The organism is Lentzea pudingi, assembly GCF_014646255.1.
Taxonomy (GTDB): domain Bacteria; phylum Actinomycetota; class Actinomycetes; order Mycobacteriales; family Pseudonocardiaceae; genus Lentzea; species Lentzea pudingi.
Window position 1 is genome coordinate 493,091 of record NZ_BMNC01000002.1, and the last position, 25,447, is coordinate 518,537.

The following is a 25,447-nucleotide window of genomic DNA, read 5'->3' on the forward strand; positions in this document are numbered from 1 at the left end:
ATGCTCTTCAGCGACCGAAGAGCATCCGCGCGAGGCGCAGCATCTGCTTGCCCGCCATGGACGACCTGTCGAACGTCGCCATGTTGATCAGCGACGTGAACTTCAGCTTCGTCACGGCCTTGGCGTAGGCGAACTCGCGCAGCCCGTCCTCACCGTGGATGCGCCCGAATCCGGAGTCCCCGACCCCGCCGAACGGCAGCCCGGGGATCGCCGCGTAGGTCAGCACGGAGTTGACCGACACCATCCCCACCCGCAGCTCGGCCGCCAGCTCCTCACCGCGCGATTTCGAGAACACGGCGGCACCCAGCCCGTACTTCGACTGGTTCGCGAGCCGCACGCCCTCCAGCGCGTTCGGCACCCGGTTGATCACCACGGTCGGCCCGAAGGTCTCCTCCGTGACCGCCAGCGAGTCCTCCGGCACATCAGCCAGCACCACCGGCTCGACGTACGGCGGCCTGATCGAGTCCGGCCCGCCCACCAGCGCCTTGCCACCGCGGTCCAGCGCGTCCTGCACGTGCTCGCGGATGATCTCCACCTGCGACGGCATCGTGATCGGCCCGAGGTTCGCGTTCGGCTCGCCACCCGGCTTGAGCTTGTTCGCCCGCTTCACCACGATCTCGGTGAACTCGTCGGCGACGTCCTCGGCCACGTAGATCCGCTCGACGCCCGCGCACGTCTGGCCGGCGTTCGACACCGCGCCCCAGATCGCGGCCTCGGCGGCGGCGGTCAGGTCGGCGTCCGAGTCGACGATCAGCGCGTCCTTGCCGCCGCACTCGACCAGCACCGGCGTCAGCGACGCGGCAGCCGCGGCCATGACCTTCTTGCCGGTCCGCGTGGAACCGGTGAACGCGATCTTGTCGACGCCCGAGGCGACCAGCGCCGCACCCGTCTCGCCGAAGCCCGTGACCACCTGGAACACCGGGTACTCCGGCACCGCCTCGGTGAACGTCGACGCGAGGAACGTGCCTACGCCGGGCGTGAACTCCGAGGGCTTGAACACCACGGCGTTGCCCGCGGACAGCGCGTACGAGATCGACCCCATCGGCGTGTGCGCGGGGTAGTTCCACGGCCCGATGACGCCGATGACGCCCAACGGCCGGTACTCCAGCGTCGCGCTGTGGTTGAACATCAGCATGCCCGAGGACACCCGGCGCTTGCCCAGCACACGACCGGCCTGCCGCGAGGCCCAGTGCAGGTGGTCCATCACCAGCGCGACCTCGACGCGGGAGTCGTCCGCGGGCTTGCCCGTCTCCGAGCTGATCAGCGCGATGAACTCGTCCGAGCGCTGCGACAGGATCCTGCGCCAGGCGTCGAGCTTGGTCCTGCGGCCCTCGAACCCGAGACCCGCCCACCACGCGGCGGCCTCGCGCGCCGAGGACACCGCGTCCTCGACCTCGGCGGCCGTGTGGATCGGGTGGTGCGCGACGACCTCACCCGTGCGCGGGTCCAGTGATGCGAACCGCCGCTGCTCGCCATCGGCCGACAGCGCGCTGTCCGAAGCGGTCTGCGTCATGGGGGCCCTCCAGGTACTCGCCAGTAACCTCGACACTAACGCGTACTCGGGGAACTTTCAGCCCCCGCCTGGTCCCGCGCGGTACGTCAGGCCTGGGGCAGCAGGGGAAGAACCGCCTTGGCGAACGCCTGCGCCGCCTGGCAGCGATCCAGCTCCTTCTCCTTCGAGGCCGCGACCACGAACTCCACGATCTCACCCGCGTCGCTCTGGTCCTTCGTCCGGACCAGCACCAGCTCGCACGTCGGGAACGCGCCGTCCCTGAACGCCTGGTAGCCCTTCAGGCCGCCGCCGAGATCGGTCTCGACGGACCTGCTGTCGAACTTGCCGTCCTTCGGGATGCGCGCCGTCTTGAACTCGATCTGCATCTGCGCGTTCTGCCCCGTCCACGAGCACTGGTGCAGCCCGTACGGCAACGCACGCGGCGAGGCACCGAGCACAGGCGCGAGCGTCGACCGCTCGACGATCGCGCACGGGTCGACCTCGACCGGCGAGCCCTTCGGCGGGCTGTACTTCTGCGGGTTGCCCCTGAGCTTGCGCACGGCGCCTTCCAGCACCTTGCGACCAGGCTCGCACGCCTCGCCGCCGCCGGTGCCGGTGTTCGTCTGCATCCGCACGGCCTGTGGGGGGTTCTCCTGCGTCACGGCCGAGATGAAGCACGAGTTGTTCAGCTTCTGCTCAGCGCTCTTGAGGCCCGCGACCTGCTTGGTCGCGTTCTTCAGCTCCGTCGACGTCAGCGAGTAGCCGATGTCGATGGTGACGCTGAGCGTCTTGCCGGCCTTGTCCTTCATGTAGTTCGCGCAGCGCGTGTAGGAGCTGCTCGAGTACCTCGACGGCGTGCCGACCGTCTGCAGCACGTCCTTCTCGATCAGCGCGCACGGGTTGATCAGCCGCAGCCGGTCCGCCGCGAACGCCGGGTCGACGGGCTTGCCCGCCTGCGCCGACGGCTTGGTCGACGGATCGGTCGTGGTCGCGTCCGCACCTGCCTGCACGGTGCGGCGCGGCGAGTTGGTCTTGGCGAGACCCGGCCCGGTCGCACAGCCGGCCATCAGCAACGCGGCGGCGGCGACCACAGCGGTGGCACGAAAACGAGGCACGACGTGCACGGTAGCGACCTTTGCGGGCGTTCGTGGGCGGTACCCCGAGTTACCCCGTGGCACATGTCACCCTGCGCTACGGGAACGATTCAGAAGATCAACGCGCTGTAGAAGGTGAAGACCCCGACAGAAGGAGAGACGTGCGAAACCGAATCCGTCGCGCATTCAACTGGCTCGACGCGTGGACCATCGAGGCCTTCAACCCTGTTTACCCTGGTCGTCCCCAGTCATAGCTCCTTGAGCGGCTCTTTGTCCGTGTCCGCGAACTGAGGCCGCAGCGTCGCCCACGCGGCGAACACCGCCGCCAGCACCACCATGGCGATGCCGGCCCACAGGTTGATGTTGACCCCTTCGGCCTTCTTCAGGTCCTCGTCGGTCGTGAAACCGAACCCGATGACGACCAGTACGACGCCGTACACGCCGAAGAGGAAAGCGATGATCAGTCGCAGGTCGAACAACCTCATGGCAGCCTCCCTCAGGCGAAGATGAAGTAGAGAACGGTCGTCAGGGCCAGCACTCCGCCGCCGAGCAGTGCGGGCGAGCGGTACCAGCCCGCGTCGTCACCGGTGGTGGAGTGCGCCCTGTCCTCCTTGGGCGTCAGGCTGTAGACCAGCCCGCCGAGCTCGCTGTCCGGCTTCGGCCGCGTGACGAGGCTGACCGCGAAGCTCACGACGATGTCGACCACGAACGCGAGACCCGCGCCGAGGAAGCTCGCGCCCTGGCCAGGAAGCTCCAGCAGCTCGATGCCGAACGACGGCTCCGAGATCGCGTAGATGAAGATCGCCGTGAACGTACCGGCGAGCAGACCGACCCAGCCGGCGGTCGGCGTCATCCGCTTCCAGAACATGCCGAGGATGAACGTCGCGAAGAGCGGCGCGTTGAAGAACGAGAACAGCGCCTGGATGTAGTCCATGATGTTGGACCCGCCGAGCGACGCCGCGATGAACGCCGTGCCGATCGCGAGGACGCACGCACCGACCGTGGCCAACCGCCCGACGCGCAGGTAGTACTCGTCCGGACGGTCCTTCTTGATGTAGTCCTGCCACAGGTCGTACGTGAAGACGGTGTTGAACGAGCTGACGTTCGCCGCCACACCGGCCATGAAGCTCGCCAGCAGACCCGTGATCGCGATGCCGAGGATGCCGTTGGGCAGCAGGTCGCGCATCAGCAGCGGCAGCACGTCGTTGTAGGCCACGCCGCTGCTCGTGTCACCGGCCTTGAGCTGCGCCATCTCCGGCACGATCAACGCAGCGATGATGCCGGGGATGATGATGATCGCCGGGATCAACGCCTTCGGGTACGCGCCGATGATCGGCGTGCGCTTGGCCGCGGACATCGACTTCGCGCTCATCGCGCGCTGCACCTCGGCGAAGTTCGTCGTCCAGTAACCGAACGAAAGCACGAAGCCGAGACCGAACACCAGACCGATGACACTCCACACCGGGTGCTCGATGCCGGTGAGTTCGGTCGCGGGCCAGGCGGACAGCTGTTCCTTGTCGGTGACCTTCTCGACGATGCCCTGCCAGCCGCCGACCTTGATCAGGCCGACGATCGTCAACGGCGCCAGCGCGGCCACGATGACGAAGAACTGCAGCACCTCGTTGTAGATGGCGGCACTCAGACCGCCGAGGGTCGTGTACGCGAGAACCACCAGTGCCGCGACGCAGATGGACACCGGCAGCGGCCACCCGAGCAGCGCGTCGATGATCACCGCGAGCGCGAACAGGTTGATGCCCGCGATCAGGATCTGCGCGACGGCGAAGCTGATCGCGTTGACCAGGTGAGCCGGCTTGCCGAACCGCCGGCGCATGAACTCGGGAACGCTGCGCACTTTCGAGCCGTAGTAGAACGGCATCATCACCAGACCGAGGAACACCATCGCGGGGATGGCGCCGATCCAGTAGTAGTGCACGGTCGCCATGCCGTACTGCGCGCCGTTCGCCGTCATGCCCATCAGCTCGAGCGCGCCGAGGTTCGCCGAGATGAACGCGAGTCCGGTGACCCACGCCGGCAGCGACCTGCCGGACAGCAGGAAGTCGAGGCTGGAGGAGACGGATCGTCTCGCCATCACGCCGATGCCGAGAACCACCACGAAGTAGATCAACAGCAACGCGTAGTCGATCGGTCCCGCGTCCAGCCGCAGGTCCGCCTCAGCCAAGATCGACACCGTCCACCTCCCAAGACTTCGAACAAAGTCGAACATCATCGACCAGGAGAGGACAGTACTCCAGGTGAGCGCAGTCCTACCCCGTGTGGATGATCACCAAACCACGGCGTTCGAAGGGGCGCTCGCCGAAGCCGGGGAGCGGGGGAATTCGGGTGCGCGGGAGTGTCTTCGAAGCCAAGACTGACAAACGTGGAAGGCAAGAAGTGCTCACAATGCGGCAGCACCCCGGCACGGACCAGGGAAGGCCACACGCACTACCCGCTGTGCGACGACTGCGCGCAGCGGCAGACGAGGTGGTCCTGCCCCGGCTGCGGCCGTGACATGTACAGCAGCCTGATCGCCTCGACCGGAGACCCGTGCTTCGGGTGCGAGTCGCAGCTGATGTTCGCGGCGCAATGCCCGCAGACCCGCGACGAGATCGACACCGCCGTTGCGACTCTGCCGAACATCAGGACGATCAAGCGGATCCGCGACCTGACCGGGTGCGGTCTCCGGGTGGCGATTGGAATCCACGCCGACCGCCACCGGGCCAGGCGGGACGCGGCCGAATGAGCGAGCCCGGCACCTCGCGGTGCCGGGCTCCTGGGTCCTCGTGGTCAGAACAGCCGAAACTCGTCCGGCTCGATCCCGCGCAACGCGTCGTAGTCCAGCACCACGCACCGGATCCCGCGGTCCTCCGCCAGCACCCGTGCCTGCGGCTTGATCTGCTGCGCCGCGAACACACCGGCGACCGGCGCGATCAGCGGGTCGCGGTTGAGCAGCTCCAGGTACCTGGTCAGCTGCTCCACGCCGTCGATCTCACCGCGCCGCTTGATCTCCACGGCGACCGACGCCCCGGCGGAGTCCCGGCACATCAGGTCGACCGGGCCGATCGGGGTCGGGAACTCGCGGCGCACCAGGGTCCAGCCGTCGCCCAGGGTCGTGACGTGCTGGGCGAGCAGCTTCTGCAGGTCGGCCTCGACGCCGTCCTTCTGCAGGCCGGGCTCCGGGCCGAGCTCGTGCTTGGAGTCGTGCATGACCTCGTCGAGGGTGATGATCAGCTTCTCCCCCGACTTGTTCTGCACCGTCCAGATGTCCGGATCTTCGATGAGCCAGCAGGGCGGGCTCATCCAGTTCAACGGCTTGAACGCGCGGTCGTCCGAGTGGATCGACACCGAACCGTCGGCCTTGATCAGCAGCAGGCGCTGAGCCATCGGCAGATGGGCGGTGAGTCGTCCGACGTAGTCGACCTGGCAGCGAGCGATGACGAGACGCACCGCGACAGGCTACGGGGTGCGTCCGGGATCCGGTCGTTAGGTACGGTCCGTGGCGTGGAAAGCCTCGGCACCCGTCAGGTGTACGCAAACCCGTGGATGACCGTTCGCGAGGACGAGATCCAGCGCGCGGACGGATCCAGCGGCATCTACGGCGTGGTCGACAAACCCGACTTCGCGCTGATCATCCCGCTCGACGGCGAGCGCCTGCGGCTCGTCGAACAGTTCCGCTACCCGATCGGCCTGCGCCGCTGGGAGTTCCCGCAGGGCACCGCGCCCGACCGCGCCGACTCCGACCCGTTGCAGCTCGCCGCCCGCGAACTGCGCGAGGAGACCGGACTGCGGGCCGGCCGGATGATCGAGCTCGGCCTGCTCGACGTCGCGCCCGGCATGTCGTCGCAGCGCGGCCGGGTGTTCCTCGCGACCGGCCTCACCGAGGGCTTCCACGAGCGGGAGCACGAGGAGCAGGACATGCGCTCGCGGTGGTTCCCGCGCGCGGAGTTCGAGTCGATGATCGCGAAGGGCGAGATCACCGACGCCCAGTCGATCGCCGCGTACACGTTCCTGCTGCTGCACGAACACTCTCAGCCCTGAAAAGCCGCCCGGTAGCTCTGCGGTGAGGTGCCGGCGATCCGCTTGAACCGGTCGCGGAACGCCGTCGCCGACCCGAACCCGACGCGGCTCGCGATCAGCTCGACGGGGTCCTTCGTCGTTTCGAGCAGGTGCTGGGCCTGCCTGACGCGCGCCCGGTGCAGCCACTGCAACGGCGTCGTGCCGGTCTGCTCGCGGAACCGCCGGTTCAACGTCCGCGTGCTCATGCCCGCCTGCCTGGCCAGGTCGTCCAGCGTCAGCTCCTGCGACACATGAGCGTCCATCCACAGCAGCAGGGGTTCGAGCTCCGCTCCCTGAGGCGCCACCGGCGGCGTGACGATGAACTGCGCCTGCCCGCCCTCCCGTTCCAGCGGCATCACGGCGAATCGCGCCGCGTCGGCCGCCACCGCGGACCCGTGGTCGCGCCGGATCATGTGCAGGCACAGGTCGAGCCCCGCCGCGGCACCGGCGGAAGTCAGGAACTGGCCGTTGTCGACGTACAGCACGTCCGGGTCGACTTCCAGGGCCGGGAACCGCGCCGCCAGCTCCTCCGCGCCCAGCCAGTGCGTGGTCACCCGGAGCCCGTCCAGCAACCCGGTCTCGGCGAACACGAAGGCGCCCGTGCAGATCGACGCGATCCGGGCGCCCCGGGCCGCGGCCTGCCGCAACGCCTCGACCAACGGCCGGGGCACCACCATCGCGGGGTCGTGCCCCGGCAGGACGATCGTGTCCACTTCGGACAGCAACTCCAAGCCGTGCGGGACCTTGATCTCGAAGCAGCCCGCGTCGACCGTCCTCTTCGGACCGCAGACGCGCACGCGGTACCGGCCGACCCAGTTGAACGCGTCGACCGGTGTCGCGAAGTCGAACGGGACCACGCTGTCCATCGCCACCACTGCCACCTCGTGCACGTCCACCACCGTAGCTGGCGAGAATCCGTTGGAACATGGCATTCCAGCCAGTTCTCGACGGGATCCGGCCCTCCTACGGTTTTGATCACCGACGTGAGGGAGCAGGCGCTGTGAAAGCTCAAGTGGTGTTGTTCGACGGCTTCGACCCGTTGGACGTGATCGGCCCGTACGAGACGCTGACCGCGGGCGGGATCCAGACCGAACTGGTGGCGGTCGAAGGACCGCACGAGGTCCCGGCCGGCCTGAACCTGTTGTCCCTCAGGGCAACCGCCGCGTTCGACCCCGGCACGGACCTCGTCGTCGTGCCCGGCGCGGCAGCGCTCCAGGACGAGGAGGTGTTCGCGCTGCTCAGCGCGGGTGCCGCCACTGTCGGCCCCGCACTCAGAGAGACCAGCGCGCTCATCGCCACCGTGTGCGGAGGCTCGTTGCTGCTGGGCATCGCCGGCCTGATCAAGGGCCGCAACGCCACCACAAACCACCTCGGCCTGCACGCGCTGGAGTCCATGGGCGTGAACCCGGTCCGCGCCCGCATCGTCGACGACGGCGACCTGGTCAGCGCCGCCGGCGTCACGTCGGGCGTCGACCTCGGTCTCTACCTGCTCGAACGCGAGATCGGCGCCCAGCAGGCCCTGCAGGTCGAGACGCTGTTCGCGCACGAACGCCGCGGCACGGTGTGGAGCGCGGCGTGAGCAAGTTCTTCCTCTCGCTGCACGTCCTGGCCGCGATCATCGCGATCGGTCCGGTCACGGTCGCCGCCAGCATGTTCCCGAAGGCCGTCACCACGGCCGGCAACCCCGAGCTGCTGCACCGGATCTGCCGCGTCTACGCGCTCATCGGCATCTCGGTGCCGGTCTTCGGGTTCGCGACGGCGGGCGTGATGGGCGTGACCGGCCACCCCTGGGTGATCGTGTCGATCGCGCTCACCACCGCCGCCGCGTTCGTGCTGGCCCTCAAGATCCTTCCCGGTCAGGAGAGGGCGTTGAAGACCAAGGACGTCAAGCGGCTGGCCATGTACACGGGCGTCTTCAACCTGCTGTGGGCGACGGTGACCGTGCTCATGATCCTCCGGCCGGGCTCGACGACCGGCGCCTAGCGCTGGTTCACCGGCCGCACGACGATCTCGTTGACGTCGACCTCCGAGGGCTGCGAGATCGCGTACGCGATGGCGTCACCGATGGCGGACGCCGGCAACGCGATCTTGCGGAAGTCCTCCATCAGCTCCGCCGCGAAGTCCTCGGTGATGGTGTCCGCCAGCTCGGACTCCGTGACGCCGGGCGAGATCACGGTGACCCGCACGTCGTCGCGCTCCTGCCGCAACCCCTCGGAGATCGCCCACACGGCGTACTTCGTCGCGCAGTACACGGCGGCGGTCGGCATGACCATGTGCGCGCCGATCGAGGCGACGTTCACGACGTGCCCGCCACCGGAGAACCGGGGCAGCACGGCGGCGATGCCGTACAGCACACCCTTGATGTTGACGTCCACCATGCGGTCCCACTCGTCGACCTTCAACGAGTCCATGAGGGACAGGGGCATCACACCGGCGTTGTTCACCAGCACGTCGACCCGGCCGTACCGTTCCACGGCCGCATCCACAAAGGACTGGAACGACTCCCGCGACGTCACGTCGAGCGGCGCGTAGCCGGCACCGATCTCGGATGCCAACGCCGCCAGCCGGTCCTCACGCCGTGCCCCGAGGAACACCTGATGTCCTGCCGCGGCCAGAACGCGGGCCGTGGCCTCGCCGATGCCGCTGGAAGCTCCACTGATCAAAACGACTTTGCTCATGGCCACAACACTCGCCGGACCGAACGGCCTCTACCAGGACACCTTCTCCCTAGGAGTGCCACACCCAGGCAGGTTCCGGCCACTCGGAATATCCTCGGAACCATGCTCGGCGAGTTCCTGAAAGCACACCGCGCCCGCGTCAACCCCCAGGACGCGGGCCTGCCGAGCCATACCCAGCGCAAGGTCAAGGGCCTGCGGCGGGAGGAGGTCGCGGTGCTCGCCGGGGTCAGCGCGGACTACTACGCCCGCCTCGAACAGGGCCGCGAGACCCACCCGTCGGCACAGGTCCTCGACGCCCTGAGCAGGGCCCTGCACCTCGACACCGACGCCCGCGCGCACCTGCACCGGCTGGCCGGAGTCGTCGCCGACGAGGGCCACACGACCGACAAGGTCAGCCCCGAGCTGCGCCGTCTCATGAGCGGCATGCACGACATGCCGGCGTTCGTGATGAACGGGTTCTTGGACATGCTGGCCTCGAACGCACTGGCCGAAGCCCTCTACGAGCCGTTCACGCCCGCCGACAACGCGGCCAGGATGACGTTCCTCGACCCGGTGGCCGCGAGCTTCTACCCGCGCTGGAACTGGGTCGCGCAGAGCACCGTCGCGCACCTGCGGCAGACCGCCGACCCGAAGTCCCAGCGCCTCAGGCAGATGGTCGCGGAACTGAGCCAGAACCCCGTCTTCGAAGAACTCTGGGAACACCACGAGGTGCGCGGGAAGACCCAGGACGCCAAGGAGTTCGTGCATCCCGCGGTCGGCCCGCTCGAGCTGACCTACCACTCGTTCGACGTCCGCGAGGCACCCGGCCAGTACCTCGTGGTCTACCAGGCGGAGCCGGGCCCGAACGCCGACGCGCTGCGGCTCCTCGCGACTAGCCGGGCCACACGGGCGGCCGCTTCTCCAGGAACGACGCCCGTCCCTCTTTGGCTGACGGGGACTGCGAGGTCTCGGCCATGACGGACAGCGCGATCTCGTACCCGTCGGCCTCGGGCCGGTCGAGCTGCGCGTAGACCGTCCGCTTGCCGATGGCCTTCGACGTACGACTCCCCCGCGTGGCACGGGCCAGCAGATCGTCGACCTCGGCGTCCAGCTGATCCAGAGGCACGGCCCGGTTGATCAGCCCCCACTCCACCGCGGTGGCCGCGTCGATCACGTCACCGGTCAGCACCAGCTCCATCAACCGCTTGCGCCCGATCGACCGCGCCACCGGCACCGCGGGCGTGTGGCAGAACCACCCGGCCTTGCCACCGGGCAACGAGAACCCAGCCGTGTCCGCCGCCACCGCGAGATCACACGACGCCACCAGTTGACACCCGGCAGCAGTAGCCAGCCCCTGCACGCGTGCGATCACCACCTGCGGTGCGGACTGGATGGTCTTCATCAGCACGGTGCACAGCTCCAGCAGCAGCCGCACGCCTTCCTCGTCACGGGCGTGCACGTCCGCGAAGTCGTGCCCGGCGGAGAACACCGGCCCGTCGGCGGCCAGCACGATCCCGGCCGCGTCCGACGTGCGCACCTCGCGGAACGCGTCCAGCAGCTCCGTGAGGTGCTCGGCGGACAGCGCGTTGCGCTTGGCCGCGCGGTTCATCGTGATCCGGACGACGGACCCGTCCCGCGAAACGTCAACCATTCCGCGACAGTAAGGCCCTACGGAAGCGAACGCACCTCCCGGATCACGGTGACGATCTCGTCCATGATCTCGGTCAGCTCGTAGTCCTTGGGCGTGAACACCCGCGCCACACCACGCTCGCGCAGCTTCGCGGCGTCGTCCGGCGGGATGATGCCGCCGACGATCACCGGGATGTCCCCGGCACCGGCCGCGCGCAGCCCGTCGACCACGGCGGGCACCACCTCGAGGTGCGAGCCGGACAGGATCGAGAGGCCCACGACGTGCACGTCCTCCTGCACGGCCGCGGCCACGATCTGCGACGGCGTGAGGCGGATGCCCTGGTAGACGACCTCGAAGCCGACGTCGCGGGCACGCACGGCGACCTGCTCGGCACCGTTGGAGTGGCCGTCGAGGCCCGGCTTGCCGACGAGCATGCGCAGGCGCTCGCCCAGCTCCTCACCGGTCGAGCGCACGCGGTCGCGGACGCGCGCGATCTCCGAGCCCGCCTCGCCCGATGCGGAGGCGCCGGAAACGCCTGTGGGGGCACGGTATTCGCCGAACGTCTCACGCAATGCCTGCGACCATTCACCAGTCGTCACGCCGGCGCGCGCACAGGCCAGCGTCACCTCAACAAGGTTCTGGTCAGTCTTCGCAGCTTCGCGCAGTGCGTCCAGAGAGGCTTCGACAGCAGCGTTGTCACGCGAAGCGCGCCATTGCTGGATGGCTTCCACGGCGTGCAGTTCGACGATCGGGTCGATGGTCTCGATCGCGTTCGCGCCCTCGGCCTGCAGCGGCGACGGCTCGGTCGTGTCGAACTTGTTGACACCCACGACGATGTCCTCGCCCGCCTCGACGCGGCGGCGGCGATCCGCCAGTGAGGACACCAGGTTCGACTTCATGTAGCCGGACTCGACGGCCGCGACGGCACCGCCCATCGCCTGCACGCGGTCGATCTCCTCGCGGGCACCGGCGAGGATCTCGTTCACCTTCGCCTCGATGACCGGTGAGCCGTCGAAGATGTCGGCGTACTCCAGCAGGTCCGTCTCGTACGCGAGGACCTGCTGCATGCGCAACGCCCACTGCTGGTCCCACGGACGCGGCAGGCCGAGTGCCTCGTTCCACGCGGGGAGCTGGATGGCGCGCGCACGGGCGTTGCGGGACAACGAGACCGCGAGCATCTCCAGCACGATGCGCTGGACGTTGTTCTCCGGCTGGGCCTCCGTGAGCCCGAGCGAGTTGACCTGCACGCCGTAGCGGAACCGGCGGTGCTTCGGGTTCTCGACGCCGTAGCGCTCCAACGTGATCTCGTCCCACAGCTGGGAGAACGCACGCATCTTGCACATCTCCTCGATGAACCGCACACCGGCGTTCACGAAGAAGGAGATGCGGGCGACGACCTCGCCGAACTTCTCCTGCGGCACCTGACCGGAGTCGCGCACCGAGTCGAGGACGGCGATCGCCGTGCACATCGCGTACGCGACCTCCTGCGCCGGCGTCGCGCCGACCTCCTGGAGGTGGTAGCTGCAGATGTTGATCGGGTTCCACTTCGGCACGTTCGTCACGGTCCACGCGACCATGTCGGTGATCAGCCTCAGCGACGGTCCCGGCGGGAACACGTACGTGCCGCGGGACAGGTACTCCTTGATGATGTCGTTCTGCGTGGTGCCGGCCAGCGCCGACGGGTCCGCGCCCTGCTCCTCGGCCACGGTGACGTACATGGCGAGCAGCCACATGGCCGTCGCGTTGATCGTCATCGACGTGTTGGCCTCGGCGAGCGGGATCTGGTCGAAGAGCTGCCGCATGTCGCCGATGTGGCTGATGGGCACGCCGACCTTGCCGACCTCGCCCTTCGCGAGCTCGTCGTCGGGGTCGTAACCGGTCTGCGTCGGCAGGTCGAACGCCACCGACAGGCCCGTCTGGCCCTTGGAGAGGTTCCGGCGGTAGAGCGCGTTGGACGCCGCTGCCGAAGAGTGACCCGCGTACGTCCGCATCACCCAGGGGCGGTCGCGTTCGCGGTCAGCTGGGTACGGCACAGCAACCTCCCACATCGTCGTTCACCGGAGCGTACTGGCCGGTAACAGTTGCTGCGCGTGCGCTTGCTCACTGAATCGAGACCAGAAAGAGCATGATGAGGAGGTGACGGGCTTCTACCAGACAGGCATCGTGTTCGCGGTGCTCGGCCTGCTGGCCTTGGTGCTGCGGTACTTCGCGGGCAACGACAAGAGAGCCGTGCCGGACCTGGACGGCACGGACTTCGGGTTGCTCAGCGAGGTCGCGGTCGTGCCCACGGAAGAGGCCGCGAACGTCCTCGTGCAGAAGCTGAAGCGCAACGGCGTGCGAGCCACGCGCTCACGGCACTCGCCTTACCAGGTGATGGTGTTCCCGGCGGACGTCCCGAACGCGCGGCTCGTGCTCAGGACGTGAGTTCGCGTCGGTCGTCCGGTCGTCTCTTTCCGTCAACCGCCGGAGGCGATTCGGCGGAAAGCGACGGCCGGATGACCGACTTCTCGGCGAACCTCACCGCGCGAGCAGGCGAGCGCAATCAGACGCTGACGCGCTCCACGTCGGCGCCGAGCTTGCGGAGGTTCTCCACGAACCCGGGGTACCCGCGCTCGATGTGAAAGATCTCGTAGACCTCGGTGGCCCCGTCAGCGCACAGACCAGCGAGAACGAGTCCCGCACCAGCCCGGATGTCCGACGCCCACACCGGCGCGCTCGACAGCTTCTCGATGCCGCGGATCACGGCGTGGTGGCCGTCCGTGCGCGCGTCGGCCCCGAGCCGGATCATCTCGTCGATGAACCGGAACCGGGACTCGAACAGGTTCTCGGTGATCATCGAGGTGCCCTCGGAGACCGTGGACAGCGCGATCGCGAACGGCTGGTTGTCCGTGGCGAAGCCGGGGTATGGCAGCGTCACGAAGTCGACGGCCTTGGGCCGCCCCTCCATGACCACGCGGAACCCCTCGTCCTCACCCTCGTAGACGGTGACCTCGGCGCCCGCCATGCGCAGCTTCTCGAGCACCAGGTCGAGGTGGTGCGGGTTCACGCCGCGCACCCGCACGTCGCCGCGCGTCATGGCGGCGGCGAAACCCCAGGTGGCGCCGACGATCCGGTCACCGATGACGCGGTGTTCGGTCGGCTTGAGCTCCGTGACGCCGTGCACGGTCAGCGTGGACGTGCCGGCGCCCTCGACGTTCGCGCCCATCTGGTTGAGCATCAGGCAGAGGTCGACGATCTCGGGCTCGCGCGCGGCGTTGTCGATGACCGTCGTGCCGTTGGCCAGCACCGCCGCCATCAGGATGTTCTCGGTCGCGCCCATGCTCGGGAAGTCGAGCCAGATCTGCGTGCCGTGCAGCCCCTCGGCCTCGGCGACGATGCACCCGTGCTCGATCCACGTGGTCGCGCCGAGCTTCTCGAGCCCGCTCTGGTGCATGTCGAGCGGCCGCGAACCGATCGCGTCACCACCCGGCAACGCCACGACGGCACGCTTGCAGCGCCCGACGAGCGGCCCGAGGACGCAGATGGAGGCCCGCAGCTTGCCCATCGCCTCGGAGTCGGCCCGGTGGCTCAGCTCGGCGGGCGTGGTGATCCTCGCCACGTCACCGTCGAGCTCGACCTCACACCCGAGGCTGCGCAACGCGTCCGCCATCAGCGGCACGTCGAGGATGTCCGGGCAGTTGGTGATGGTCGTGGTGCCCTCGGCCAGCAGGGCGGCGGCCATCAGTTTGAGCACGCTGTTCTTGGCGCCGACGACATCGACCTCGCCGACCAGCCTTGCGCCACCGTGTACCCGGAAATGCTCGCTCACGCGGCAATCCTACGTACGCCCATAGAGTGCCGGACATGGCGGTACATCTCACCAAGATCTACACGCGGGTCGGCGACGACGGCACGACCGGCCTGGGCGACTTCTCGCGCGTCCCGAAGACCTCACCACGCATCGAGGCGTACGCGGACGTGGACGAGACGAACGCGTCCCTCGGCGTCGCTTTGGCCCTGGGCGACCTGGCCCCGGACGTCTTCGACGTGGTGCGCAGGGTCCAGAACGACCTGTTCGACGTCGGAGCGGACCTCTGCACGCCGATCGTGCCGGACCCCAAGTACCCGCCGTTGCGCGTGACCCAGGCCTACGTGGACCGCCTGGAGGGCTACTGCGACACGTTCAACGAACGCCTGGGCAAGCTCGACTCGTTCATCCTGAACGGGGGCACGCCCGGCGCCGCTCTGCTGCACCAGGCGCGCACGATCGCCCGGCGCGCGGAACGGCGGACGTGGTCGCTGATCGAGGACGACGCCGAGCACACGAACGTGCTCACGGCCAAGTACCTGAACAGGCTGTCCGACCTGCTGTTCATCCTGGCCCGGGTGGCGAACCCCGACGGTGACGTGCTCTGGCAGCCGGGCGAGAACGCCTGAGAACGACGAAGGGCGCGTCCCCCTCGGGGAACGCGCCCTTCACGTCAGTGATCAGGAAGCCCAGGGTATGGCCCGCCCGGGAGGCGAGGACTCGAGCCAGGACAGGAACCCGGTCAACGCGTCCGGCCCCATGGCGATCTCGACCTCACCGGAAGCGGATCGGCACCGGAGCACCGTCGCCCCCACCGGCATGGCGTAGGCCTCCGGCCCGGTGGGCTCCCGCCGGGCGTCGATCTCGAGCCCGTCCCGGGAGATCAGCTCGTTCGGCCCGGACCCGAGCGACAACACCCGGAACCACGCGAACGAGTCACCCTGGTAGTGGCCCACGCCCAGGTGCCAGCCACGCCCGCGGTCGTCGAAGACGCTCCGCAACGCGACGTGCACCCCACCCTCGCGCAGCAACCGGATCCGGCGCCAGGCGAAGTACGTGATGACGATCGCCACCCCAAGAAGGATCAGGCCGGCAATTTCGGTGATCCCCACGGCTGCGGCCTCGTGCCCGGTCTCAGGCCGACTGTTCCACGGCCCGCACGCGCGCTGCCGCACGTGCACGCTCTGCGTCGTCCGCGTCCTGCAGCGCCGTGCGCGCCGCGTCCACGTCGATCTCGCCCGCGAGCTCGGCGTCCTCGGCGAGAATCGATACGCCGGTGCCGGTCACGGAGAGGAAACCACCGTGCACGGCGGCGGTGACAAGGCCACCGTCCGTCGTGCGCACGCGCACCACGCCACCCTCGACCAGCTGGCCGAGCACGGGCTCGTGACCGGGCAGGATGCCGATCTCGCCCTCGGTGGTCTGCGCCGAAACAGAGGTGGCCTTACCGGACCACAAACGGCGTTCAACGGCGACCAGTTCAACGGTCATCTCGGCCACGCGTATCTCCCTCGTCGTCTGGAGTCGATCTGAGTCTAAACGGTCGCCTGACAACCTTGCCGCCCCGCCCGGTGTCAGTACCTCCGACGACCGCCGAAGGGGGGACATGCAGGACTTCGAGGACTTCGTGGCGTTGCGTTCGCAGGCATTGCTGCGCACGGCATATCTGCTGTGCGGCGGCGACAAAGGCGCCGCTGAGGACATTCTGCAGGACGTCCTCATGAGCATGTACGGCAAGTGGCGCCGGATCAGGTCCTCACCGGAGGCGTACGCCCGCGCCGGACTGGCGAACGCGGCCGCGAACCGGTGGCGACGGCGCTCGCGCAAACCGGAGGCACCGCTGGAACTGGGGGCGGTACCTACGGCGCGCGGGCACGAACAGCAGGTCGTGGACGCGGACAGCGTGGTGCGCGCGTTGGCGCAACTGCCGAAGAAGATGCGCGCCGTTCTGGTGCTGCGGTTCTTCGACGACCTCAGCGAGGCCGAGACGGCACGGGCGCTCGGCTGCGGCATCGGCACGGTCAAGAGCCAGACCTCGCGCGGTCTCGCCCGCATGCGGGAACTGATGGGTGAGCAGGTGCTGACGTGGAACTGAAGCAGGCCATGGAGGCCGCGACGGCGGAACTGGACGTGCGGCCCGGGTTCGTGGGCGACGTGATGGCGGGGGGACGACGGATGCACACGCGCAGGCTGGTGGTGGTGACCGCGGTGGTGGCGCTGCTCGCGGGCGTGACGACGGGGGTGGTGCTGACCCGGACGCCGGAGGAGCCGGCGGACCCGCGGCTGACGGCGGCGGCGACCGGTCCGCTCGCCGGCGACGCCCAGTTCATCGCGACCGTGCAGCACCTGTGGGGCGAGGGGCAGCGGGACAGGCCGTGGACGCGGGACGAGCCCGTGACCGAGGTCTCGTCGAAGCCCAACGTGTTCTGGACCGGGCAGACGCCGACCGGCCCCGCCGCCCTGGTCGCACAGCAGGTGCAGGTGCGCACCTCCGAGCACCCGGCGACGCTCGTCGGCCTCGTCGCCGACGGCACGGTGGTGGACCGCGAGGTCGTGCTCTCGGAGTCCAGGGACCGCGAGGCCGGGCTCTACCGCTTCGGTCCCGTCGGCGACCAGTACGTGGTGCTGACTCTCGGCAGGACCGTGTCGTGGTCGCAGAGCCCGAAGCGCGGCACCGACAACCGCCTGACCCGCACGTGGGCCTCCGCGCCCCACGACGAGGACGGCGTGGTCTTCACCGTCGCCCCGGTGGACGAACGGCCCGTGTTCGTGCGCGGCGACTCCGTTCCCCAGCCCGGCGACTTCACCCAGCACGCGATCGTCAGCGGTGACCTCCAGCCGGACCGCCCGTTCGTGCCTCATCCCGGGCTCGGCTGGAACGGGAACTTCTGCGCCACCGACTTCCCCGAGCGGAAGAGGTCGTGGCAGGGCATCAAACTGCAGACGGCACAGCAGGATCTGCAGAAGCGCGCGGTGCTCGACTACGTCGTCAGCTGGGAGGCGATCCCCCACTGGAGCGTCTGCGCGTGGCTGCCCGACGGCCGTTACGCCCTGATGTTCGAGGCGTACGGCGAGCTGTACGGCGCGCTCTACCAGCCGGACGGCACGTTCAGCGCCCCCGTGGTCGGCGGCAGGGCCACCAAGGGTGACCCGGCGGTGCTGCCGCTGCCGGACGGCCAGGGCACGATCGTCGCCGACGTCGGCGCCACCGTCGGCCCCCAGGAGCGCGCCCACGCCTGGCTGGCCCCTGCGGGCACCAGGGAGGTCACCGTGCGCCAGAAGGGCGTGCCCAGGGTGATCCAGCTGCCCTAGCCGCACCTGGTGGTGTGACACGCCGACGTTCTGGGCCACTAGCCGTGCCAGGAGCGCCAGAGCGTCGCGTAGGTGCCGTCTCTGGCAACCAGGTCGTCGTGGGAACCCAACTCGACGACCCGCCCCGCGTCGACGACCGCGATCCGGTCGGCGTCGCGTGCGGTCTGCAAACGGTGCGCGATCGCGATCACCGTGCGGTTCTCCCGCACGGCCGCGATCGCGCGCTCCGCGTGTCTGGCCGTGGCCGGGTCGAGCGACGACGTGGCCTCGTCCAGCACCAGCGTGTGCGGATCGGCGACCTCGACGCGCGCCAGCGCCAGCTGCTGCGCCTGCGCGGGATCCAGTTCCAGCCCGCCCGCGCCGAGTTGTGTGTCCAGGCCTTCGGGCAGGGCCTCGAACCACCGCGCGTCCACGGTGCGCAGCGCTTCGAGCAGCCGTGCGTCCGGAGCGTCCGGCGCCGCCATCGCGAGGTTCTCCCGGACGGTGCCGATGAACACGTGGTGTTCCTGCGTCACCAGCACGATCCGCTGCTCCCCCGCCGCCGTCAGGTCCGCGACGGGCACTCCGCCGACCAGCACGGAGCCCTCCCCCGGCCGGTCGACACCCGCGATCAGCCGGCCCAGCGTCGACTTGCCCGCGCCGGAGACACCGACGATCGCCAGCCGTTCCCCTTGCTGCACCACGAGATCGACCCCGTGCAGCACCTCGTGACCGTCCACGTAGGAGTACCGGACGCCGCTCACCTCGATGCGGTCGCCATCCGGTTCGCCGACGACGGGCGGCGGTTCGACGTGGGTCCCGATGCCCTCGATCCGCGCGAACGACGCACCGCCGCGCTGCAGGAACTCGACCCAGAACAGGATGCGGTCCATCGGCTCGACCAGGCGCCACACCCAGAGCACGGCCGTGACGACGACCTCGATCCGCACACCGTCGGCCACGTAGAAGAAGCCACCGGCGAGCAGCACCAGCACGGCCGGCAGCACGTTCACGAAGGTGGTCACCGGGAACAGCACGTTCCTGAGCGCGAGCGTGCGCAGCCGCGCCCGGTACGACCGCGCGATGGTGCCGTCCGCCGCCGCCACCATCCGGGCCCTCAGGCCGTACGTCTCGATCGTCCGGCTGCCCTCGCCGACCGCCGCGGACACCTCCGCCACGTCGCCGTTGGCCTCGCTCTCCGCGAGGTACGCCTCGCGCGCACGAGCCAGGTACCAGCGCACCACCCACACCACGAACGGCATGCCGACCAGCGAGACGAGGCCGAGCACGGGGTCGAGCCAGAACACCGCGACGAACACGACCAGGAGGTGCACGGCCCCCGCGAGCACCTCGGGCACGCCGTCGCGCAACGCCAGGCCGACCGTGCCGACGTCGCTCGTCACGCGGGTGAGCAGATCGCCGGTGCTCAGCCTGTCGACCACGCGCGCGGGCAACGCCAGCGTGCGCGCCACCGCCTCCTCGCGCAACGAGGCCAGGAACCGTTCGCCGAGCCGAGCCGTCAGCAAGGCGCTGTACCGCACCAGCAAGAGGTGCACCACGGCCGCACCGAGCACCCCGAGCGCGAGCTTGTCCACAGTGGACAGCGTCAGCGACCCGGCCTGCGCCCCGCCGACGATCTTGCCGAGCAGGTAGGGCCCGACGAGCGCCGACAACGCCGAGAGCGCCGTGAGCACGAGCACCACGGCCAGCGCGGGCCGTTCTCCCCGCAGCAGCCGTCCGGCCGCCTGCCGGACCTCACGACGGCCGGCGATCGGCAGCCCCGTCATCGGGTCTGCTCCAGGTGCACGACCTGATCTGCCTGCCCCGCCCACAACGGTGACGCCGACACAACGACGGTGGTCCGTCCCGACCGTCTCTCCTTCACCCGCTTCGCCACCGCGGCCTCGGTCACCGCGTCGAGCGCCGACGTCGGCTCCACGAGCACCAGCAGGTCTGGTTCGCTCAGCAACGCCCGCACGAGCCGCAGACGCTGCCGCTGACCGCCGGACACGTTGCGCCCCTGCGCCTCCAGGTGCGAGTCGAGCCCGTCCGGCATGGCCTCCACGACGTCCACCGCGGCCGCCGCGTACAACGCCGCGTCCAGCTCGGCGTCACCGTGCACGCCGACCGACACCGCCTCGCGCACCGGCCCCGCGAACAGGTAGTCGTCGTTGTCCGCCACCACCCCGGGCAACCGGTCGACGGCCTCCCTGGCCAGCGTCGCGTTCGCCGAGACCACCACGGTCAACGCCCCGGTCTTCACGTCGAGCGGCCCAGCACCGTCGTCCTTCTCGTCCGGCTGCAACCGGAGCACGTCGACGACCCTCCGTGCCGACACGAGCGCCCGCGGAATCGCGTCCGCCCCTTCCATGAAGAAGGCGACCGGCACCGTCAGCGTGGTGACGTAGAGGTAGACCGCGACCGTCTCCTCGATCGAGATGGCGCCGGTCACGACCATCCGCGCGACGATCCACGTGACCACGGCAAGGAACAACGCGGGCAGCCCCCACGTCAGCGCCTGCACCCAGCTCAGCCAGGCCGACACCCGGTAACCGTCCCGGAGGACCTCCCGCGACATGGCCCGGAACCGCGTCTCGAACGCAGGCTTCCCACCGATCCCGGACAACACCCGCAGGCCACCCACGATGTCCCCGGCCCGCGAGCTCAACTCACCCTGCCGCTGCCGGTAGTCGGCCTCGACAGCGTGCAACCGCCGCAACACCGGCCCGGTCACCACCGCGAGCACCGGCACCCCGAGCAACACCACGGCAGCGATCAACGGCGAGATCCGCACCAGCAACACCGCCGTGGCCACGTACGCGACCACCGCCCCGACCCCGGGCCCGGTACTGGTCAACGCGTGCGCGATCCGCGCCGTGTCCCCGTTCTGCAGGTACGTCAACTCCCCTGTGGACAGCTTCCGCCGCACCACCCCGCCCAACCGGGTGACGTGCCGAACGACGACCTGCGCCGTGCGCAACGAGGCGTCGGTCCGCACCAACGTCATCGTGCGGTGCCGCGCGATGAAGACCAGCGCCATCCCGACAGCCACCGCGAGCAGAGCACCGCACCACCCCACCAACGCACCCCGGTCGCCACCCCGCAGCCCGTCCTCGACGGCCCGCGAGATGAGGTACGGCGGCAGGATCAGCAGGCACATCGACAGCGACCCCCACCACGCCCCCGCGAGCACCCGCCGGCGCTGCACGAGCACGAGCCACCACAGGTACCGCCAAGGCGAACGAACGTCAGGCGTCCCAGGGTCGTCGTAAGGAACGTGTAGGGCCATACGAAGACCTTGCCATCACCCAGCCGACCCCACGACCGATTTCGCCTTCAGCCCAATCGCACCAACGGCCGTAGCACCCAACGCAGCTACGAACGCAAACGCATAGAAGCCCCACGGATGCGCCATCCCAGCCGTGAGCAACGCACCGCCAAGCAACGGCCCACTAATGGCGCCCAACCGCCCCACCCCAGCGGCCCACCCGATGCCAGTAGCCCGGTTCTCCTCGTAAACCCGACCCGCATAGGCATAAACGAGCACCTGGGCACTGAACACGAAGCACCCAGCCAAGAACACCGCGACGTAAACCCCAACCCCAGGCAACCGGATGCTCAACAGAGCCAAGAACACCACAGCGCCACCAAACCACCCGATGGCAGCAGGCCGAATCCCAACCCGGTCAGCAACAGCACCGGCAACCAACAGCCCAACCACAGCACCGATGTTGAGCGTCAACAACAAGGCCAACGCAGCCCCGAGCTCGTACCCGGCACTACGCATGATCTGCGGCAACCACGTGTTCAACCCGTACACGAGCAACAGCCCCATGAACGAGGCAACCCAGAACGCCACAGTGGCCCGCCGAAGCCCAGGCCGGAACAACGACCCGACAGCCTCCAACGCAGGAGCCCGCCGCACAGCAGTCTCAGGCAAGTGCTTGACCATCAAGGGAATCAACACCAACGCAGGCAACGCCCCCACCACGAACAACGACCGCCACCCCAACTGAGGGATAAGCAAGATCCCGAGCAACGCCGTGATGACGGCACCAACGTGGTACCCGGTCATGATGAGCGTGGTGGCCCGCCCACCCTGCTGAGGCCGAGCCTCGTTGACCAACGCGATGGCAGTGGGCAAACACCCACCAAGCCCAAGCCCGGCAAGAAACCGCAGCACCCCAAAAGTCACCGCGTCCGGCGCGAACGCACAGGCCAACGTGAACACGGAAAACCCGGCAACGGCAACAATCATCACCTTGCGCCGCCCCACAACGTCAGTGATGGTCCCGATCACCAACGCACCGAGCATCATCCCGACCAACCCAGCCGTGGACACAACACTGGCCGACCCGGTGGTGAGCAACTTCTCCTGCAACAACACAGGAATCACCGTGCCGAGCACCACGAGATCAAAGCCGTCCAACAGGACAGCGGTCCAACAGAGCGGCAACGCCCACTTGTTCACAAGCACTCCCTCGCCCCCGACAGCCTTGGCTTGAGCTGCGTGAATGGTGCGACGAGAGCCATAAGAAGGGGAGCCCGGTTTCCGCTGAACGGAAACCCGAAGGCAGAAACGCTCACAAAACAAGCAACCGCCAACCAGGCAACCTCGACGAGGCCCCGGGGCGCCATCAACCGCACTCGCCAACGCACGCCAACCTCGACACAAGCCGGGCGCGCGGTGCCAACCGGAAGCCGCAACCGCAGGCCAGCCACCTACGAGTCCTGGCGTGGCGATGCGTAGCGAGCCGTGTGAACCTCGTGCACCTTGGTTCCGGTGGGCGCCTCACATGGCGATTGGGGCTTTACCTTGAGGGGGCGGGATGCCACCCTCACGGGCACGGCCGGGCGCTTCTCAGCCCGGCCTTTTTCCGGCCGTCACGCATCCCGCCAGAGGCTCAAGGTCAAGCCCCAATCGCAGCCCCTTGATCCGTCATGACCCGCGCGAGCACCCTCGCAAGGCAACCGTGCCCCAGGAACGCGACCAACCCCGCTGGAACCGCCACCAACAAACGCAACAGCACCAACAAAACCCAAAGGGCCGCCCCTCCACAAAGGAGGAACGGCCCCAAGAGAAACTCAAAAATCAGTTACCAGCAAGCTTCTTGGCGTTGGCCTCGACGTCGTCCAACCCACCACAAGAGAAGAACGCCTGCTCCGGGAAGTGGTCGAACTCGCCCTTGCAGACCCGGTCGAACGCCTCGACCGTCTCCTTGATCGGAACGAACGACCCCTTCTGCCCGGTGAACTTCTCCGCGACGAAGAAGTTCTGGCCGAGGAAGCGCTCGAGACGACGCGCGCGACCGACGAGGACCTTGTCCTCCTCGGACAGCTCGTCCATACCGAGGATGGCGATGATGTCCTGCAGCTCCTTGTACTTCTGCAGGATCCTCTTCACCTCCTGGGCGACCCGGTAGTGCTCCTCGCCGACGATCGACGGCTCGAGGATTCGAGACGACGACGACAGCGGGTCGACGGCCGGGTAGATGCCCTTCTGGGAGATCGGACGGGAAAGCTCCGTCGTCGCGTCCAGGTGGGCGAAGGTGGTCGCCGGGGCGGGGTCGGTGTAGTCGTCAGCGGGCACGTAGATGGCCTGCAGCGACGTGATCGACTTACCGCGCGTCGAGGTGATGCGCTCCTGGAGCTCACCCATCTCGTCGGCCAGCGTCGGCTGGTAACCCACGGCGGAAGGCATGCGGCCCAGCAGGGTCGACACCTCGGAACCGGCCTGGGTGAAGCGGAAGATGTTGTCGATGAAGAGCAGCACGTCCTGGTTCTGCACGTCGCGGAAGTACTCCGCCATCGTGAGAGCGGACAGCGCGACGCGCATGCGCGTGCCGGGCGGCTCGTCCATCTGACCGAAGACGAGAGCGGTGTCCGGGAGAACACCCATCTCTTCCATCTCGAGGTGGAGGTCGGTGCCCTCACGGGTGCGCTCGCCGACGCCGGCGAACACGGAGGTACCGGAGAACTCACGGGCAATACGCGTGATCATCTCCTGGATGAGCACGGTCTTGCCGACACCCGCGCCGCCGAACAGGCCGATCTTGCCGCCCTTGACGTACGGGGTGAGCAGGTCGATGACCTTGACGCCGGTCTCGAGGATTTCGGTCTTGCCCTCGAGCTGGTCGAACGACGGAGCCTTGCGGTGGATGCCCCACTGCTCGCCGTCGCGGCCGAGGCCGGGCTCGTCGAGGCAGTCACCGAGGGCGTTGAACACGTGGCCCTTGACGACGTCGCCGACCGGCACCGAGATGGCCTTGCCGGTGTCGGACACGGGCGCGCCGCGGACCAGACCGTCGGTCGGCTGCATCGAGATGGTGCGGACGAGGTTGTCGCCGAGGTGCTGCGCGACCTCGAGGGTCAGCGTCTTGGCGACGGCCTCGAAAGTGATCTCCACTTTCAGGGCGTTGAACAGCTCGGGCACGGCGTCGCGCGGGAACTCCACGTCGACGACCGCACCGATCACCCGGACCACACGGCCGGTGCGGGTGGTGGTGGCAGTAGCACTCATGTCACTCATCACTTCCTGCGCCACCGGTAAGCGCGGCAGCGCCACCGACGATCTCGCTGATCTCCTGGGTGATCTGGGCCTGACGGGCCGAGTTCGCCGCCCGGCTGAGGTTCCGGACCAGCTCCGTCGCGTTGTCCGTCGCGGCCTTCATGGCCGTACGACGGGCAGCCGACTCCGAAGCCGCCGCCTCCAGCATGGCGGAGAACAGGCGAGTCTTGACGTACTTGGGCAGCATCGCGCCCAGCAGCGTCTCCGCGCTCGGCTCGAAGTCGTACACCGCGCGCGGACCCTTGGGGGTCTCGCCGGTGTACTCGACGTCCATCGGCGCGATCCGCCTGGCGGCCGGCGTCTGGACCAGCATGGACTTGAACTCGGTGTACACGACGTGGATCTCGTCCACGCCCTGCGCGCCGTTCTCCGTGCCCTCCAGGAACGCCTCCACCATCGCGTCGCCGGCTTCGACCGCGTTCACGTAGTGCGGGGTCTGCGAGAACCCGCTCCACGCTCCCGTGACCTCGCGGCGGCGGAACTGGTAGTAGCCCTGGCCCTTGCGGCCGGCCACGAACAGCACCGGCTCCTTGCCCTCGGACCGGAGCAGCTGCAGCAGCTGCTCGGCGGCCTTGAGCACGTTGGCGTTGTAACCGCCGCACATGCCCTTGTCGCTCGTGATCACCAGCACCGCGGCGCGCTTCGGGTTCGCGCGCTCCGTCAGCAGCGGGTGGTCGAGGTTCGCCGAGGCCTCGGCCAACGCGGAGAGCACGTTAGTGATCTCTTCCGCGTACGGCCTGGAGGCCGCGACCCTGGTCTGCGCCTTCGCGAGGCGAGACGTCGCGATGAGCTCGTAGGCCTTCGTGATCTTCTTGGTCGAGTTGACCGTTCGGATCCGTTGGCGGAGCTCCCGAATCTGTGCGCCCATGGCTCAG

At 68.6% G+C, this 25,447-nt stretch carries 26 protein-coding genes; 9 read left to right on the forward strand and 17 right to left on the reverse strand.

Features of this window, described 5'->3' with window-relative positions; all coding sequences use genetic code 11:
* Nucleotides 1-7: 7 nt before the first annotated feature.
* From IEY88_RS08200 to IEY88_RS08215, 4 genes are all read right to left on the reverse strand, one after another.
* Nucleotides 8-1,513: an aldehyde dehydrogenase family protein gene (locus IEY88_RS08200; protein ID WP_189154004.1), complete on the reverse strand. Its 1,506-nt coding sequence runs from the start codon at nucleotides 1,511-1,513 to the stop codon at nucleotides 8-10.
* An 86-nt stretch (nucleotides 1,514-1,599) separates the two neighbouring features.
* Nucleotides 1,600-2,607 carry a DUF3558 domain-containing protein gene (locus tag IEY88_RS08205; RefSeq protein ID WP_189154005.1) on the reverse strand — a complete coding sequence of 336 codons (1,008 nt, stop codon included), beginning with the start codon at nucleotides 2,605-2,607 and terminating at the stop codon, nucleotides 1,600-1,602.
* A gap of 227 nt (nucleotides 2,608-2,834) precedes the next feature.
* Entirely contained in the window at nucleotides 2,835-3,071 is a 237-nt protein-coding gene (locus IEY88_RS08210; RefSeq protein ID WP_189154006.1) for a hypothetical protein, read from the reverse strand.
* Nucleotides 3,072-3,082: 11 nt separating this feature from the next.
* The gene (locus IEY88_RS08215) at nucleotides 3,083-4,774 is read right to left on the reverse strand and encodes a sodium:solute symporter family protein (RefSeq protein ID WP_189154007.1); all 1,692 of its coding nucleotides are present in this window, start codon (nucleotides 4,772-4,774) and stop codon (nucleotides 3,083-3,085) included.
* Nucleotides 4,775-4,963: 189 nt separating this feature from the next.
* On the opposite strand from IEY88_RS08215, the gene IEY88_RS08220 reads away from it, so the two are divergent.
* Entirely contained in the window at nucleotides 4,964-5,326 is a 363-nt protein-coding gene (locus tag IEY88_RS08220) for a hypothetical protein (protein WP_189154008.1), read from the forward strand.
* A 44-nt stretch (nucleotides 5,327-5,370) separates the two neighbouring features.
* Here IEY88_RS08220 and nucS read toward each other — a convergent pair whose 3' ends face one another.
* Nucleotides 5,371-6,030, reverse strand: a complete 660-nt coding sequence (gene nucS / locus IEY88_RS08225) for an endonuclease NucS (protein WP_189154009.1) — start codon at nucleotides 6,028-6,030, stop codon at nucleotides 5,371-5,373.
* A 54-nt stretch (nucleotides 6,031-6,084) separates the two neighbouring features.
* Here nucS and IEY88_RS08230 point away from each other — a divergent pair, with 54 nt between their 5' ends.
* The gene (locus tag IEY88_RS08230) at nucleotides 6,085-6,621 is read left to right on the forward strand and encodes an NUDIX domain-containing protein (protein ID WP_229693179.1); all 537 of its coding nucleotides are present in this window, start codon (nucleotides 6,085-6,087) and stop codon (nucleotides 6,619-6,621) included.
* Here IEY88_RS08230 and IEY88_RS08235 read toward each other — a convergent pair.
* The gene (locus tag IEY88_RS08235) at nucleotides 6,612-7,529 is read right to left on the reverse strand and encodes a GlxA family transcriptional regulator (RefSeq protein ID WP_189154010.1); all 918 of its coding nucleotides are present in this window, start codon (nucleotides 7,527-7,529) and stop codon (nucleotides 6,612-6,614) included. The two genes, IEY88_RS08230 and IEY88_RS08235, sit on opposite strands and share 10 nt — an antisense overlap.
* A gap of 110 nt (nucleotides 7,530-7,639) precedes the next feature.
* Here IEY88_RS08235 and IEY88_RS08240 point away from each other — a divergent pair, with 110 nt between their 5' ends.
* Nucleotides 7,640-8,218: a DJ-1/PfpI family protein gene (locus tag IEY88_RS08240; RefSeq protein ID WP_189154011.1), complete on the forward strand. Its 579-nt coding sequence runs from the start codon at nucleotides 7,640-7,642 to the stop codon at nucleotides 8,216-8,218.
* Nucleotides 8,215-8,622 carry a hypothetical protein gene (locus IEY88_RS08245; protein WP_189154012.1) on the forward strand — a complete coding sequence of 136 codons (408 nt, stop codon included), beginning with the start codon at nucleotides 8,215-8,217 and terminating at the stop codon, nucleotides 8,620-8,622. The genes IEY88_RS08240 and IEY88_RS08245 overlap by 4 nt, the downstream gene beginning before the upstream one ends.
* On the opposite strand, the gene IEY88_RS08250 is transcribed toward IEY88_RS08245, so the two are convergent.
* The gene (locus tag IEY88_RS08250; RefSeq protein ID WP_189154013.1) at nucleotides 8,619-9,317 is read right to left on the reverse strand and encodes an SDR family oxidoreductase; all 699 of its coding nucleotides are present in this window, start codon (nucleotides 9,315-9,317) and stop codon (nucleotides 8,619-8,621) included. The two genes, IEY88_RS08245 and IEY88_RS08250, sit on opposite strands and share 4 nt — an antisense overlap.
* A 102-nt stretch (nucleotides 9,318-9,419) precedes the next feature.
* Here IEY88_RS08250 and IEY88_RS08255 point away from each other — a divergent pair, with 102 nt between their 5' ends.
* Nucleotides 9,420-10,274, forward strand: coding sequence for a helix-turn-helix transcriptional regulator (locus IEY88_RS08255; protein ID WP_189154014.1), 855 nt, complete (start codon nucleotides 9,420-9,422; stop codon nucleotides 10,272-10,274).
* On the opposite strand, the gene IEY88_RS08260 is transcribed toward IEY88_RS08255, so the two are convergent.
* Both IEY88_RS08260 and IEY88_RS08265 read right to left on the reverse strand, forming a co-directional pair.
* The gene (locus IEY88_RS08260; protein WP_189154015.1) at nucleotides 10,189-10,947 is read right to left on the reverse strand and encodes an enoyl-CoA hydratase-related protein; all 759 of its coding nucleotides are present in this window, start codon (nucleotides 10,945-10,947) and stop codon (nucleotides 10,189-10,191) included. The genes IEY88_RS08255 and IEY88_RS08260 overlap by 86 nt on opposite strands.
* Before the next feature lie 17 nt (nucleotides 10,948-10,964).
* The gene (locus tag IEY88_RS08265; protein WP_189154016.1) at nucleotides 10,965-12,959 is read right to left on the reverse strand and encodes an ethylmalonyl-CoA mutase; all 1,995 of its coding nucleotides are present in this window, start codon (nucleotides 12,957-12,959) and stop codon (nucleotides 10,965-10,967) included.
* Between the two features lie 103 nt (nucleotides 12,960-13,062).
* Here IEY88_RS08265 and IEY88_RS08270 point away from each other — a divergent pair, with 103 nt between their 5' ends.
* Nucleotides 13,063-13,350: a hypothetical protein gene (locus tag IEY88_RS08270; protein WP_189154017.1), complete on the forward strand. Its 288-nt coding sequence runs from the start codon at nucleotides 13,063-13,065 to the stop codon at nucleotides 13,348-13,350.
* A 118-nt stretch (nucleotides 13,351-13,468) separates the two neighbouring features.
* On the opposite strand, the gene murA is transcribed toward IEY88_RS08270, so the two are convergent.
* On the reverse strand, nucleotides 13,469-14,734 hold the full coding sequence (murA, locus tag IEY88_RS08275; RefSeq protein WP_189154018.1) for a UDP-N-acetylglucosamine 1-carboxyvinyltransferase: 1,266 nt from the start codon (nucleotides 14,732-14,734) through the stop codon (nucleotides 13,469-13,471).
* 35 nt (nucleotides 14,735-14,769) lie between these two features.
* On the opposite strand from murA, the gene IEY88_RS08280 reads away from it, so the two are divergent.
* Nucleotides 14,770-15,342, forward strand: a complete 573-nt coding sequence (locus IEY88_RS08280) for a cob(I)yrinic acid a,c-diamide adenosyltransferase (RefSeq protein WP_189154019.1) — start codon at nucleotides 14,770-14,772, stop codon at nucleotides 15,340-15,342.
* Nucleotides 15,343-15,393: 51 nt separating this feature from the next.
* Here the strand turns inward: IEY88_RS08280 and IEY88_RS08285 are convergent, their stop codons facing one another.
* Together IEY88_RS08285 and IEY88_RS08290 are read right to left on the reverse strand one after the other, a co-directional pair.
* Nucleotides 15,394-15,825 (reverse strand): DUF2550 domain-containing protein, encoded by a 432-nt coding sequence (locus IEY88_RS08285; protein WP_189154020.1) that lies wholly within the window; start codon nucleotides 15,823-15,825, stop codon nucleotides 15,394-15,396.
* Between the two features lie 22 nt (nucleotides 15,826-15,847).
* Nucleotides 15,848-16,213 (reverse strand): F0F1 ATP synthase subunit epsilon, encoded by a 366-nt coding sequence (locus IEY88_RS08290; RefSeq protein ID WP_089921576.1) that lies wholly within the window; start codon nucleotides 16,211-16,213, stop codon nucleotides 15,848-15,850.
* Between the two features lie 106 nt (nucleotides 16,214-16,319).
* Here IEY88_RS08290 and IEY88_RS08295 point away from each other — a divergent pair, with 106 nt between their 5' ends.
* Nucleotides 16,320-16,808 (forward strand): SigE family RNA polymerase sigma factor, encoded by a 489-nt coding sequence (locus IEY88_RS08295; protein WP_189154021.1) that lies wholly within the window; start codon nucleotides 16,320-16,322, stop codon nucleotides 16,806-16,808.
* Entirely contained in the window at nucleotides 16,799-18,025 is a 1,227-nt protein-coding gene (locus IEY88_RS08300; RefSeq protein WP_189154022.1) for a hypothetical protein, read from the forward strand. The genes IEY88_RS08295 and IEY88_RS08300 overlap by 10 nt, the downstream gene beginning before the upstream one ends.
* A gap of 38 nt (nucleotides 18,026-18,063) precedes the next feature.
* Here the strand turns inward: IEY88_RS08300 and IEY88_RS08305 are convergent, their stop codons facing one another.
* From IEY88_RS08305 to IEY88_RS08325, 5 genes are all read right to left on the reverse strand, one after another.
* On the reverse strand, nucleotides 18,064-19,791 hold the full coding sequence (locus tag IEY88_RS08305; RefSeq protein WP_189154023.1) for an ABC transporter ATP-binding protein: 1,728 nt from the start codon (nucleotides 19,789-19,791) through the stop codon (nucleotides 18,064-18,066).
* The gene (locus tag IEY88_RS08310; RefSeq protein ID WP_189154024.1) at nucleotides 19,788-21,293 is read right to left on the reverse strand and encodes an ABC transporter transmembrane domain-containing protein; all 1,506 of its coding nucleotides are present in this window, start codon (nucleotides 21,291-21,293) and stop codon (nucleotides 19,788-19,790) included. Before IEY88_RS08310 ends, IEY88_RS08305 begins: the two co-directional genes overlap by 4 nt.
* A gap of 15 nt (nucleotides 21,294-21,308) precedes the next feature.
* On the reverse strand, nucleotides 21,309-22,475 hold the full coding sequence (locus IEY88_RS08315; protein ID WP_229693180.1) for an MFS transporter: 1,167 nt from the start codon (nucleotides 22,473-22,475) through the stop codon (nucleotides 21,309-21,311).
* Between the two features lie 621 nt (nucleotides 22,476-23,096).
* Nucleotides 23,097-24,533, reverse strand: a complete 1,437-nt coding sequence (gene atpD / locus IEY88_RS08320; protein ID WP_229693181.1) for a F0F1 ATP synthase subunit beta — start codon at nucleotides 24,531-24,533, stop codon at nucleotides 23,097-23,099.
* Nucleotides 24,526-25,440, reverse strand: a complete 915-nt coding sequence (locus tag IEY88_RS08325; RefSeq protein ID WP_189154027.1) for a F0F1 ATP synthase subunit gamma — start codon at nucleotides 25,438-25,440, stop codon at nucleotides 24,526-24,528. Before IEY88_RS08325 ends, atpD begins: the two co-directional genes overlap by 8 nt.
* Nucleotides 25,441-25,447: the final 7 nt, after the last annotated feature.